The organism is Gemmatimonadota bacterium (assembly GCA_040388625.1).
Lineage (GTDB): Bacteria > Gemmatimonadota > Gemmatimonadetes > Gemmatimonadales > Gemmatimonadaceae > Fen-1247.
The window spans coordinates 448,401-461,478 of sequence record JAZKBK010000003.1 but is presented as its reverse complement, the minus strand read 5'-3'; the positions used below and the strand labels follow the sequence as shown (position 1 = coordinate 461,478).

Here is a 13,078-nt window from a genome sequence, read left to right as displayed (position 1 = left end):
GCCCGCAAGAGAGACGACCGCCGCCCCGTAAACGTCAAGTTTCGTCCACCCAGGCCGACCATTGAAGGGGTGAGGAGAGCCACTGCTGGCGGCCCCCCTCGATCCTCGTTTGGAGACGCGGTACTTGGACGATCTGCTCAAAGACTTTCTTGCCGAAAGTACGGAGAACCTCGCTCAGCTCGATCAGGACGTGGTCGAGCTCGAGCGCGATCCGTCCAATGCGTCGCTCCTGAACTCGATCTTCCGCGCCATCCACACGATCAAGGGAACCTGTGGGTTTCTCGGGCTTCCGCGCCTCGAGACGGTGTCGCACACCGCCGAATCAGTGCTGGACAGGCTTCGCACCGGGGATCTGAAGCCTGAGCCGGACGTCATCTCCGACATTCTCAGAGCGGTCGACGTAATCAAGACGATTCTGGCCGAGCTCGCGGCGAATAAGACCGAGCCCGCCGGAGACGACTCCCTGCTGATCGCGTTGCTGGAGCAATGGCTTGGCTCCGACGCTCCCCGTCACGCAATCGCGATAGGTCCCGAGGCAATCGCGAGCGCCACGCTCGAATTGGCAATGTCGCCCGATGCATTCTCGGCGATGCGGAGCACTTCGGCCGACCAGGCCACCGCCGCACCGTCGTCGATCCGGGTGAGTGTCAAGCTGCTGGACGCGCTGATGAATCTTGCGGGAGAGCTCGTGCTCAGCCGCAATCAGCTCCTCGAGATGTCGTCCAGGGACGAAGACTCACCCTTCGGAGCGCCGGTTCAGCAGCTGAGCAGAATCACCGCCGAACTGCAGGGCGCAGTGATGAAGACGCGCATGCAGCCGGTTGGTTCAGCGTGGAGCAAGCTGCCGCGCATCGTGCGCGACATCGCACGCGAAACGGGGAAGAGGATCGAGCTCGACATGAAGGGCGCCGCGACCGAGCTGGATCGCCAGCTGGTGCAGGCTCTGCAGGATCCGCTCACGCACATGGTGCGCAACTCCGCGGATCACGGAATCGAATCGCCGGACGCCCGGCGCGCGTCAGGAAAGCCTGCTATTGGCAAGATCGTACTCAATGCGTATCACGAGGCCGGCCACGTTATCGTCGAGGTCACCGACGACGGAAAGGGGATCAACGCGGACAGGGTACGGCGTATTGCAATCGAACGCGGTCTGGTGTCGAAGGAAGAGGCACACGCGATGAGCGACTGCCAGGTATTGCGATTCATCTTCGAGCCCGGTTTCTCGACCGCCACTGAAGTGACGCACATCAGCGGACGCGGCGTCGGCATGGACGTAGTTCGCAGCAACATCGAGCGCGTCGGCGGCGCGGTGGATCTGCAATCCGTAGGCGGGCAGGGTTGCACCATTCGTGTTCGCCTCCCGCTTACGCTCGCGATAGTATCCTCGCTCATCGTGAGTGCGCGGGGCGAGACGTTCGCGTTTCCACAGGCCAGCGTCCTCGAGTTGATCCGGTTGTCCGAGGATCAGCTTGCGCGCTTCGACGTCCTGCACAACGTCCGGCTGTTTCGGCTGCGAGATGATCTCGTCCCGGTTGTTACGCTGGGTGACGCGCTGGGTCTTCCCGCCGACGAACGCGGCGGTGTCGCCACTCTTGTCATCTGTCAGGCTGGTACCGCGCGCTTCGGAATAATCGTCGATGACGTCGTGGACACGCAGGAAATTGTGGTGAAACCGGTCGGTCGCCTCATTCGCGCCGTCGGCTGCTACGCCGGCTGCACGATCCTTGGTGACGGCAGGGTAGTGATGATCGTTGATCCAGCCGCGCTTGCAGGGCGTGCCGGAGCACGTACGAACGCCGCGGCAGAAGTGGTGGAGACGGTACAGGAGCCTGCGAAGAACCCGGCCGACAGTCTGCTGGTCTTTGGCGTCGGCGACGACGCCGTTCAGGCAGTACCGTTGTCGAGCGTCTCGCGCCTGGAAGAGATCTCGTCGGACAGCATCGAGTACGCCGGCGGACGGGCGATGGTTCAGTATCGCGGATTCCTGCTGCCTCTCGTGCCCGCCAGTCCGGCGGTGACGTTCACGTCGGGACGCAGCAATTCAGTCATCGTATTCAACGAGGGCAGCGCCTCGTTCGGAATCGCCGTGAGCGAGATACGCGACATAGTCGATGAGATAGTGAACCTCGAGCTCGCCTCGACGCGTCCCGGGGTGCTCGGGACGGCAGTGATTGCCGGCGCCGCTACCGAAGTCCTCGACGTCTCATACTACATGGAGCGAGCGCGCCGGGGGTCTGTCTCTTGACCGCGACACTCGCCCCTGCCAGCGAAGTGGTGACCTTTCGTGTCGGCGACCAGTGGTTTGGCGTCGACGTCATGGACGTTCAGGAAGTGATCGGTCATCTGCGGATCGCACGCGTTCCGCTGGCCGGCCCCGGGATCGCCGGTTTTCTCAACCTTCGCGGCCAGATTGTGACCGCGATCGACGTCCACCAGCGGCTGGAGATTTCGCGCCATGCGTCCGACTCTTCAATGAATGTGGTGGTCCGCGACGGCGACGAGCTGTTCGCGCTGGTTGTCGACGAAGTCGGCGACGTCTTTGCTGTTTCGCCAGGGACGCTCGATCCAGCTCCGGCCAGTCTTGGCGGCGCCTGGGCCAGGGCGTGTACCGGCGTTGTACGGATGGACCAGGGGTTACTCGCGGTTGTCGATGTGACGCGCCTGCTGATTGAACCAAATACACGCCCATAAACCGAGATACGCTGTATGACGACCCGCATCAACCTCGACGACATCACCGATCCAGTTCAGGTCGCAGCGCCAACCAGGAACGGAAGCGGCGACAACCTGGCGAAGTCCGAGCGTCGCAAGACCGACCGGCGCGCTGGCGCACTGCGAGAGCGGCAGGTCGTGGACGAGCTGGAGACGCGAGTGCTCGAAGCGCAGACCCATGCGCGAGTCATCATGCACGTCGCTGGCGCCACCGCTCGAGCCGGAAGCGCGGCTGAAGCTGCACGCGGCGCGCTCGAAGCAATTCGCGCCGGCTTCGGCTGGCCATACGGATCGTACTGGAACGCCGACAATCAGAAGGAGCATCTTCGCTTCGCGCTGGAATCGGGCGCAGTGAACAACGAGTTTCACAGAGTCACGGTCAGTGCGGCGTATGCAGAAGCAGACGGTCTCGTCGGAAAGGCGTGGCGTTATCGCGACGTCTTCATCGTTGACGATCTGCAGTATCTGCAGGACCGCCGCGGCGAAGTCGCGCAGGCAGCGGGATGCACTGCTGCGATCGCGCTTCCATTATCGGTAGGTGGCGAGGTCGTTGGAGCGCTCGACTTCTTCGTCATGGAGCCGCTGGCACTTTCCGATGAGCGCATCGACGTGCTTCGTCGCGTCGCCGAGCTGGTGTCGTCGGCGCTCGAACGCATGCGCGAGCGCGCGACTCGCCTCGAAGCGGAAGAAGACATGGAAGTGCTCGTCACCGTTCTGCGTGCCAATGCGGGACGCAACTCGGTCGACGACATCGCAAAGGTTGCGCTCGAGCTCGTCCGAAGCTCGTTCAAGTGGGCCTACGGCACGTACTGGGTGATCGACAGTTCCGCAAACAGGCTGCGTTATTGTGTCGAATCCGGCTCGATCGACGAGGATTTCCGGCGTGCCACTCGTGATTGCACATTCGAGCAGGGCGAGGGGCTGGCCGGCCGCGCATGGGCAAGTCATGACCTCGTATTCGTTCCTGATCTGGCGGATCAGGGCGATTCAATTCGCTCGCCGATGGCGCGACGCGCTAACGTGCGCAGTGGGGTTGCGTTCCCTGTCATCGTCAAGGGCCGCGTGATCGGCATCATGGAATTCATCTCGTCAGACGAATTGCGTCCGTCCGAGCGTCGCCTCACGATGTTGCGCGATGTGTCGCGCATGGTGAGCGGTGCCGCCGAGCAGGTAGCACTTGCGAATGAATTCGAGCGCGACGTCAAGAGCGTGGTTCAGATGGTCACGGTCTCGGCCGCGGACGTGGAAGCCAGTGCCCAGGGAATGGCTGCTTCGGCGGAAGAGACTGCGTGTCAGGCACAGGCCGTCGCGGCGTCGTCCGAACAGGCAACGCGGAACGTGCAGACGGTTGCAAGCTCGGCAGAGCAACTCTCCGCGAGCGTTCGCGAGATCGCTGGACTGGTACAGGAAGCGTCCACCGTCGCACAGCATGCCGTACGTCAGGCGTCCAGCGCGAGCAGCACGATGGTGCAGTTGGGCCAGAGCAGCAAGGAGATCGGTCAGGTCATCAAGGTGATCACGTCCATCGCGCAGCAGACCAATCTGCTTGCGTTGAACGCCACGATCGAGGCTGCCCGCGCTGGCGAGGCAGGCAAGGGATTCGCCGTCGTTGCCAACGAGGTGAAGGAGCTTGCGCGCCAGACCGCGCGCGCGACCGAGGAGATAGAGCGCAAGATCGCTAGCGTTCAGGATGACGCTACTCGCGCCGTTCGCGACATCGGTGACATCTCCGGCGTCATCGGCACAATCAACCAGATCTCGGGAACGATCGCGGCTGCAGTGGAAGAGCAGAACGCGGCCACCGGCGAGATTTCCCGGAACGTAACGGAAGCTGCGCGCGGAACTGCCGACGTGACGCTCAACATCGCCGGTGTCACCGTCGCTGCCGGTGAATCCGGACACACCGCCGAGGGCCTCAACGGTTCTGCCGCGGCGCTGAACGCCGAGGCGGTTCGCCTCTGCGGCGCCGTGGACAGCTTCCTCGGCAAGCTGCGCGCTGGCATCTAGACGAGAAACAACATCCCAAATTCCGGTGTCGCCGTGACAAGTTCCGGCATCCAGCCAATTCGCGTACTGATCGTGGATGACTCAGCCGTCGTGCGCGGTGTGCTTGGCCGGATGGTGGATGAGCAGGACGACATGCGAGTGGCGACTACCGCGATGAACGGGAGGGACGCGCTCGACGCCTTGCGACTGCAGGAGATAGACGTCGTCCTGCTGGACATCGAGATGCCGGTGATGGACGGCCTAACCGCGCTTCCGCTGATCGTGCAGCGACATCCACGCGTTCGTGTACTCGTAACCAGCTCGCTGACACAGGAGAGCGCAAAGGTCACCATGCGCGCGCTTGCCCTTGGCGCGGTGGACTATGTGTACAAACCCTCGACGCGCGGCGGCGGCACTTTTGGCGTCGAGGCAGCGGCGACGCAGGTGATTGCGAAGATTCGCGCAGTTGCAGGATCTGGAACGGCTGCTGCCGCGACATCGATAAACGGAACGCGCCACGTTCAGCTTCCCGGCGGTGACTTCGAGCCGCAGGTACTCGCGCTCGCGGCAAGCACGGGCGGCCCCAACGCGCTCGCGATAGTGGTGTCCGGTCTTCCACGTGACTTCCCGTTGCCCGTGCTCGTCACGCAACACATGCCCCCGATCTTCACCACCATGTTCGCCCAACGTCTCGCCCGAGAGAGCAGTCTCCCGTGCGATGAGGCGCACGACGGTGAAGCGCTCCAGCCGGGACGCATATACGTCGCCCCCGGGGACCATCACCTGACGGTGATTGGTGGAGGGCTCGTGCGCAGTCCGGCGCTGCACATCACCAGCGACCCGCCGGAACACCATTGCCGCCCCGCGGCCGATCCGATGTTCCGAACAGCCGCTCAGGCGTTCCCGAACGGCGTGCTCGCGGTGGTACTCACCGGCATGGGCGATGATGGTCGTCGGGGTTGTCAGGCGGTCGCCGCGTCCGGTGGTCGGGTAATCGTTCAGGACGAGACGACGAGTGTGGTCTGGGGGATGCCCGGGAGTGTTGTCGCGTCCGGAATTCCCTGTTCGATTCTCCCGCTGAGGTCCATCTCAACGCACGTTGCTTCTCTCTGTCCCGTCCGGTCGTGATCAATCCCGAAGATTATTCGTACATCAGCACCCTGTTGCGCACCAAGAGCGGGTTGGCTCTTGGGCCCGGCAAGGAATATCTGCTGGAGAGCCGGCTCCCTGCCGTAGCGAAAGCGTACGGCTTCGGGTCGGTAAACGAGCTGATCGTGATCCTGCGCGCGGGTCCGCATCAGGAGCTGATCAAGGCCGTCTGCGACGCGATGGCGACTGGCGAAACGTTCTTTTTCAGAGACACCGTGCCGTTCGAGATAATGCGTACGACCATTCTGCCGGAAGTGGCCGAGCGTTGCCGGCGAGGCGGCCGCGCATTGCGCATCTGGAGCTCGGCTGCGTCGACCGGCCAGGAAGCTTATTCGATAGCGATGCTGATCGCGGAAATGGGCGTGCAGCTGGCTGGGGTGCGGATAGATCTGATCGCGACCGATTTCTCCTCGCAGGCCCTGAACCGAGCGCGCCGCGGTCTGTTCACACAGATCGAAGTGCAGCGCGGCCTTCCCGACCGCTATCTCCGGCAGTTCTTCACGAGCACTGCGGATGGTTTCCGTCTCTCCGACGACATTCGCAAGCGGGTCTCGTTCAAGGAGTTGAATCTGCTGGAATCGTTCAGATCACTCGGGCAATTCGACATCGTGCTGTGCAGGAACGTGCTGATTTACTTCGACACGATGACGAAGAAAGATGTGCTGGATCGCCTTTCATCGGCGCTGACCCCGGGCGGCTATCTGTTTCTCGGTGCCACGGAAACGGCATTCGGGCTTACCGAGAGGCTAGTGCGTATTCCCGACATCCCGACGTCGCTGCACGTACGGCGCGACGACGCTGAAATCGCGGAACAACGGCTGCGCGCGAATGCGCAGGCCGTATTCGTGGCCTGAGAGCGCGTAGCAGATCCGTCTCTTGCGGCGAGGCATGCGCCGTGCGTTGATTTCTGCAATGATGCCTGAGCCCATGCATGCGTTCGCCGAGAGCACTTCCTGACCGTTACTGATCTCGTTCGCACATACGGCGAAGCTGCCGTTGTGGGCTTCATCACGCTCGAAGGGATGGGATTGCCACTCCCTGGTGAGATCGTGCTCCTCACGGCGGCGGCACTCGCTGCTGAAGGCGATCTGAGCATCGTGACAGTGGTGCTGGCAGCATGGATCGGGACCATTGCTGGCGGGACCGGCGGCTACTGGATCGGTCGTTTTGGTGGCATGGCATTGCTCCACCGGCATGGTCACTGGGTCGGGATGACCACCGAGCGCCTGGCGACGGCGCACGGATTCTTCGAGCGAAATGGTGTCAGGACGGTCATCATCGCACGGTTCGTGGCGATCCTCCGGATGATCGTAGGCATCGTTGCCGGAGCGGCCGGAATGTCGTTCGGCGTGTTCGAGATCTGCAACGCTGTCGGAGGGTTGCTGTGGGCTACGACCTTCGCGGCGCTTGGCTATTCGTTCGGGCACGAGTTGCCGCGGCTCGAACGCTACCTCCGCGGCGGTGCTTTCGCGTTGCTGTGCGTACTCGTGCTTGTGGCAGTGTCCTTGTGGCTGTACCGACGCAGGCAGGGGAGGATCGCCAGGCCTTGACGCTGTACGCGCATCCCGTCATTCCCGCTTGTGCCGGAGCGACGGACCCGCTCTAGTCCGCGGCGAGTATGTCGAGCACCTTGAGCGGCGCGTCGATCCTCGGGTCGGCTCGCCCGAACTCCGCGGCGTGTGGCAGAAGGCTGGCGTCTGGATTTCCGACAACTTCCTGCGCTTCCGCCGCCAGGTCCTGATCGTGAACGAGCCGCGAGATGAAGTGCAATGCTTCGCCGAATCGATCTGGTTCCATCGAATCCATCGACCGGATCTCGAAGTAGCCGCGCGGACGTATCTCGGGGAATAGTGTGGTGAGATGCGCGGCGTCGTCGTCGAGGATTCGGCCTGCATGTTCCGCGAAGCGAGTGTAGGCCGCTATCGGATCTTCCGCGTCGAATGGCAGGCCCGTGCGCGTGTTGTCGAGCGTCTGCCACAATCGCGCGCGGTAGCTCGCGTAGCCGGTAGGACTTCCTTCGTAGTCTGGCGAGTTGGCGTACGCGGCAATCAGGTAGGGAGCGAGCGAGTTGAGGAGTTTCCATCTCTCGAGCGGATGCGCACCGAGCTCGACGCTGACCTGAAGCGACGCTGTCTGTCGCATCATGCGTGCGCCGGACGCGCCGATCGAGTCGAAGTAGCGCGTCATCGCTTCGTAACGTGGTGCATGCAGTTGGAGCGGGATGGTTCCGAGCGAATTGTATGGATCGACGCCGCCGCTGAGGAATAACACGTCCGCGGCGCGCGCCGAGTCGCGGATCGCGTGTACCGTTTCAGTCAGAAACCTGCCCAGCGCCGCGGCTGATGGAAATACGGGCGAGCTGATCTCGATCTGGCCACCAGGCTCGTAAAAAACGTGGCCGCCATCCGGCGTCGCCCAACTCGGAGCACCGTAACTGTCGGTTTCCTCTCGCCAACCGCGTGTGCTTCCAGCGTCGCGAATGATGTCCGCGCTGCCGGGACCCGTGTCGCTTGCGTCTATCAATACTCTCTGGTGCGAGCGGTCGCGAAACGGTATCAGCTCCAGCTCGGCGCCCATGGAGCCGTCCGGATTATGCGGATGCGACGGCTGGAAGAGAGACTCGACCAGCGCGCGCATCTGTGGCGAGTTGCGTGGCATCGGTCAGCGGCTTGCGAGTGCGAGCGCGAATGATTCTGCGTCATCGGTGAACCATTCTCTCAACTGTAATCCACTCGCGAAGAGGAGATCAGTGACGATGCCACGATCGTACTTGTAGCTCAGCTCGGTGAGAATCGCATCGCCGGCCGCGAAGACGATATCGCCAACTTCCGGGATCGATACGGTCTGTTGAATGCGGGATCTGAGGCGCATCTCGATGCGGTGCTTATCCGTGTCATACACGGCGTTGTGGTCGAACATGGACGTGTCGAAGTTGGCGCCGAGCGTGTTGTTGATGACGTTCAGGATATTCCTGTTGAACTCGGCCGTGACACCGCGGCTGTCATTGTACGCGCGCTCGACCTGAATCGGGTCCTTGCGCAGGTCGATTCCGAGGAGAAAAAAGTCGCCGATTGCCATTCGTTTGCGTACGCTCGTCACCAGCTCTACAGCTGCCGCCGGAGTGAAGTTGCCAATGGTGCTCCCAAGGAATGCGTGCAGAGCCGGCAACGGATGCGTGGAAAGGGCGAATTGCGCGGAGAAGTCAGCCACCACGGGACTTGTCGTCAGCGACGGATATTCGTCGCGAAGCTGCGCGACGGATGCCGTGAGGAAGTCCGCGCTCACGTCCACCGGGATATAGGTAACGTCAGACGGCCTGGATTTCAGTATCTGATCCAGCAGCAGTCGCGTCTTTTCCGAGCTGCCGGCACCGAGCTCGATGAGTGTCGCCGGGTGTGTGATCGATACTATCGTTGCAGCACGATCCTGCAGGAGGGCACGCTCGGCCCTGGTCGGATAGTACTCCGGCAGCCGCGTTATCTCGTCGAACAGCTGCGATCCGCGCTCGTCGTAGAAGTACTTGGACGGAAGATGGCGCGGCTGTGCGGTGAGGCCCTCGCGCACATCGCTCAACATCAAAGCGCGATCAAATGTCACGCGCGCAACGAAAGCCACTGAAAATCTGGCGGCGAATGGGATAATCCCAGTTGCGAAATGTGTTGCGTATGGCACCCGGGCGCGTTGCCCACGAGCCTCCACGCAGCACCTTGTATTCCGCACCGAAGAAGGTCTCGGAGTATTCCGGATATGGATACGCGACGAAACCGGGGTAGCCGGAAAAATCGCTCGACGTCCACTCCCACACGTCTCCGATCATTCCGTAGCATCCGAGCGGAGATACGTTCCGCTCGAACGCGCCGACCGGTGTGGTTCCAAAGAAGAGCTGATCGACGTTCGCGTGCAGCGCTGTCGGATCTGCGCCGCCCCAGGGGAATCGCTGACTGCTCGCGGTCGTTGGATCCCACGATGCGGCGATCTCCCATTCCTGTTCGGTGGGAAGCCGCTTGCCTGCCCAGCGTGCGTACGCATCCGCTTCGTGGTAGCACACGTGGCAAACGGAATGATCCGGCCCGATCGGCGCGACCACGTCCATCGTTCGTGTCAGCCAGCCATCGGGCGACGCGGTCCAGTATTTCGGTGCGAGCGCACCGGAATCGGCCAACCATGCGCGACCGTCGTCAGACCAGAGCTCCGGTTGCTGATATCCACCGTCCGCAATGAACTGCTCGTACGCGGCGTTGGTTACCGGGGCAGCATCGATGTCGAAGGCGTTGACGGTGACCGGGTGTCGCGGCCGCTCGTTGTCGTACGCGGCAGTGCGATCGTCGGTGCCGATCGGATACGTGCCGGCGTTGACGCGCACCATCCTGCCGAAGGCATCGCTCCCGGCCGGCGGTGCGGCGATCGCGCGCGGTGCGCGATAGGGTTCGCCGGTCTTGAGCTGCAGCGTCTGCAGAATCGTTTCGTTGTGCTGGTACTCGTGCTGCAGCACCATGTTGTACACGAAACCGCCGGCCAACAGCGGATAGTCCGAGTGCAGGTCGGCAGATTCGAGTGCCGCCAGCGTGTCTGCGCGAATCTCCGCCGCTGTTTGTATCAATGCCTGCAGCGACGGCAGCGGAAGTGCGGCGCGGGTCGCGCGCGGATGCTCGAATGGATTGTACATCCCCGGCATCTCGGAAAACTCTATCTTCCCGGACAGATTGCGCGTCAGCCACAGCTCCTCGAAATGAGCAATGTGGCCGAGGTCCCATAAGATGGGACTCATCAATGGGTCGTGCTGGACGCGGAGATCCTCATCCGTGAGAGATGCGACCAGAAGCAGCGTACGCTCGCGCGCTTCCGTCAACTTTGCGCAGATCGAGTTCCGCAGGCCCGACTGTGTAGAATCCGCCATTTTCAGCATGATTCCGCCTGGAACGAGGGCCGGCACTGCACTTTGCCGGGAGCTTGAGGGCGGCCCCGGTGAGTGTGGTGGAGCATCTACATATGATAACCGCGGCGTAAAGGGCGCTGCCCGCAGTTGCACACCGGGAACATAGAGGGCAGCTTTCCATCCTCCGTGTATCCGCACCCCGAATGAGTCAATCGAGCGGCCAGGCCCGCGTAATTCGGTTCTTCGAGCAAGTTCCTCTCGCGGCGGCCGTTCTCGTCACACTTGTGGCGCTCGGCACCCTGATCGAGTGGTACTTGGGGATGGATCCGGCGACCGGGCTCTATCCCGGCGGAATCGTGATGCTGCCATTGAGCTGTGTCGCCTTTGCCTGCGCCGCCGTCGCGCTGGCGTTCGCCGCAACAAAGGAACGACCGTTCGCGCTGCGCGTGGCGTCCATCGTTCTGGCGTGCATAGTGATACTGATCGCGGCCATCCAGTTCGCTTCATGGCTCGCTGGCCGCGATCTGGGCCTGGATCTGCTGATGGCCCGCGACCAGCTGATCCGCGAGCCGTGGAGTCCGCCCGGTCGGATGGCACTTAATACGCTGGTCGGAATATTTCTCATCGCTGCCGGCATCATATCGCTCCACATCGATGACCGCACCGGGCGCGCCTCCTCGCACTGGGTAGGCCTGATCGGTGGTACGGTCGGTTTCCTCGGACTCGTCGGTTACGCGTTCGGCGTGAGTGGCCTGTATTCCGTGGGGCCGTATTCCGGGATGGCAGTATCCAGCGCTGCGTCTCTGTTCGTGCTTGGAATCGGGATCGTATTCGCTCGGCGCTCCAGCGGTATTCCTAAGCTGCTGGTCGACCCGGGCGCAGCTGGAACGGTCGCCCGCCGTCTCGTTCCGGCGGCCGTGTCCGTCCCATTTCTGCTCGGCTGGCTGCGCCTCGTAGGTGAGAAGAGCGGCTGGTACGATACACCGTTCGGCGTTTCGATATATGTAGTCGCGACGGTGGCGATCTTCCTGTGGCTCGTCAACTGGTCGGCGCACATGGCGTACGAAAGTGACCGTGTGCGCGAGGAGCTGCTGGCAGGCGAGCAGCGCGCGCGAGAGGCCGCCGAGGGTGCCAACACGGCGAAAAGCAACTTTCTCGCAGTGATGTCGCACGAGCTCCGCACACCGCTTTCGGCGATCATAGGATACGAGGAGCTCCTCGCTGACGGTATCACCGGGCCCGTCAACGACGCCCAGAAGCATCAGCTCGGCAGGATGAAGGCGAGCGCTCAGCATCTGCTGCACCTCATCGACCAGATCCTCTCGTATTCGCGTGTGGACGCGGGAAGGGAAATCGTCCAGGCGGAGGATATCGACGCCAACGAAGTCGCACACGATGCGGCGACACTGGTCGAGCCGCTGGCGAGAGAGAAGGGACTGCCTCTGGAAGTCGTTCCGATCGGATATCCGCTCGCGATGTGCACCGACAGCGGGAAGGTCCGGCAGATTCTCGTGAACCTGCTCTCCAACGCAGTGAAGTTTACGCCGGCCGGCCGCGTAACACTGGTGGTTCAGCACGACGGGCCGATCGTTCGCTACGTCGTCCGCGATACCGGAATTGGAATCGCGGAGGAGCACCGCGATCAGATATTCGATGCGTTCTGGCAGGTGGAGCAGCCGAGCACTCGTCGCGTGGGCGGCACCGGCCTGGGCCTGAGCGTGACCCGCCGGCTCGCCCGGCTCCTTGGCGGGGACGTGATAGTCACGAGCGCGGTGGGCCAGGGCAGTGCGTTCATCGTTTCGCTGCCGCTGGAGCTCCCTGCCCGGGCCAGGAACGGTGAGCCTCCTGGCGTCATCGCCTGACGCGGCTCATGGCTGGGGGAGCTTCCCGGAGACAATCCTCCAGTTTCGCTCGACGCCGGCGATAACCATCGATCTGCGGACGGCGGTCGACCGCCGTGTACGCGCGGCTCTTCGTGAAATTGGTTTCGAACAGTCGTTCGGAATCATTACAGCCCAGGATCCGATGGGTGTGCGGCAACTGTCCGCCGTGAACGATGCGCGCGCGGCTAGCTTACTGAAGGAGGCCGCGGCGCTGAGCGTGACGCAGGTTTGCGTAGATGCGTGCAGTCCCGACGAGTCGCACTGTGAGCGGAGTATCGCGATCGCACTTGACCAGCGATCGGCCATCGACATCGCGCGCAGGTATGAGCAGCTGGCAATGTTCTGGTTTGACGGCGATGCATTCTGGATAGTTCCGGTGTGCTCTCGCAATGAGAGGCTGCGGCTTCCCGTAATCATATAATCGGCATCGACGCGTTGCGTGAATGCTCGATCCGCTCAACGACCAGTCGAA

At 62.6% G+C, this 13,078-nt stretch carries 11 protein-coding genes; 8 read left to right on the top strand and 3 right to left on the bottom strand.

From position 1 onward, the window contains the following. Nucleotides 1–124 precede the first annotated feature (124 nt). The 6 genes from V4529_07750 (at nt 125) to V4529_07725 (ending at nt 7,397) form a co-directional block, all read left to right on the top strand. Complete coding sequence (locus tag V4529_07750) at nt 125–2,245, top strand: chemotaxis protein CheA (protein ID MES2358226.1); 2,121 nt, start codon at nt 125–127, stop codon at nt 2,243–2,245. 29 nt (nt 2,246–2,274) lie between these two features. Beyond that, complete coding sequence (locus tag V4529_07745; GenBank protein MES2358225.1) at nt 2,275–2,691, top strand: chemotaxis protein CheW; 417 nt, start codon at nt 2,275–2,277, stop codon at nt 2,689–2,691. 15 nt (nt 2,692–2,706) lie between these two features. Continuing rightward, on the top strand, nt 2,707–4,719 hold the full coding sequence (locus V4529_07740) for a GAF domain-containing protein (GenBank protein MES2358224.1): 2,013 nt from the start codon (nt 2,707–2,709) through the stop codon (nt 4,717–4,719). A 33-nt stretch (nt 4,720–4,752) separates the two neighbouring features. Continuing rightward, nucleotides 4,753–5,826: a chemotaxis-specific protein-glutamate methyltransferase CheB gene (gene cheB, locus V4529_07735; GenBank protein MES2358223.1), complete on the top strand. Its 1,074-nt coding sequence runs from the start codon at nt 4,753–4,755 to the stop codon at nt 5,824–5,826. Next, nucleotides 5,823–6,701, top strand: coding sequence for a protein-glutamate O-methyltransferase CheR (locus V4529_07730; GenBank protein MES2358222.1), 879 nt, complete (start codon nt 5,823–5,825; stop codon nt 6,699–6,701). The genes cheB and V4529_07730 overlap by 4 nt, the downstream gene beginning before the upstream one ends. A 144-nt stretch (nt 6,702–6,845) precedes the next feature. Beyond that, entirely contained in the window at nt 6,846–7,397 is a 552-nt protein-coding gene (locus V4529_07725; GenBank protein ID MES2358221.1) for a DedA family protein, read from the top strand. Nucleotides 7,398–7,449: 52 nt separating this feature from the next. Here V4529_07725 and V4529_07720 read toward each other — a convergent pair whose 3' ends face one another. Genes V4529_07720 through egtB form a run of 3 tightly spaced genes read right to left on the bottom strand, consistent with a single transcriptional unit; the run spans nt 7,450 to nt 10,744 of the window. Further along, the gene (locus V4529_07720) at nt 7,450–8,505 is read right to left on the bottom strand and encodes a glutamate-cysteine ligase family protein (protein ID MES2358220.1); all 1,056 of its coding nucleotides are present in this window, start codon (nt 8,503–8,505) and stop codon (nt 7,450–7,452) included. 3 nt (nt 8,506–8,508) lie between these two features. Next, complete coding sequence (gene egtD, locus V4529_07715) at nt 8,509–9,423, bottom strand: L-histidine N(alpha)-methyltransferase (GenBank protein ID MES2358219.1); 915 nt, start codon at nt 9,421–9,423, stop codon at nt 8,509–8,511. Between the two features lie 10 nt (nt 9,424–9,433). Then, a complete protein-coding gene (gene egtB, locus V4529_07710; GenBank protein ID MES2358218.1) occupies nt 9,434–10,744 on the bottom strand; it encodes an ergothioneine biosynthesis protein EgtB in 1,311 nt (436 codons plus the stop codon). 182 nt (nt 10,745–10,926) lie between these two features. On the opposite strand from egtB, the gene V4529_07705 reads away from it, so the two are divergent. Together V4529_07705 and V4529_07700 are read left to right on the top strand one after the other, a co-directional pair. After that, nucleotides 10,927–12,585, top strand: a complete 1,659-nt coding sequence (locus V4529_07705) for a HAMP domain-containing sensor histidine kinase (GenBank protein ID MES2358217.1) — start codon at nt 10,927–10,929, stop codon at nt 12,583–12,585. Continuing rightward, complete coding sequence (locus tag V4529_07700) at nt 12,560–13,027, top strand: DUF3293 domain-containing protein (GenBank protein MES2358216.1); 468 nt, start codon at nt 12,560–12,562, stop codon at nt 13,025–13,027. Before V4529_07705 ends, V4529_07700 begins: the two co-directional genes overlap by 26 nt. Nucleotides 13,028–13,078: the final 51 nt, after the last annotated feature.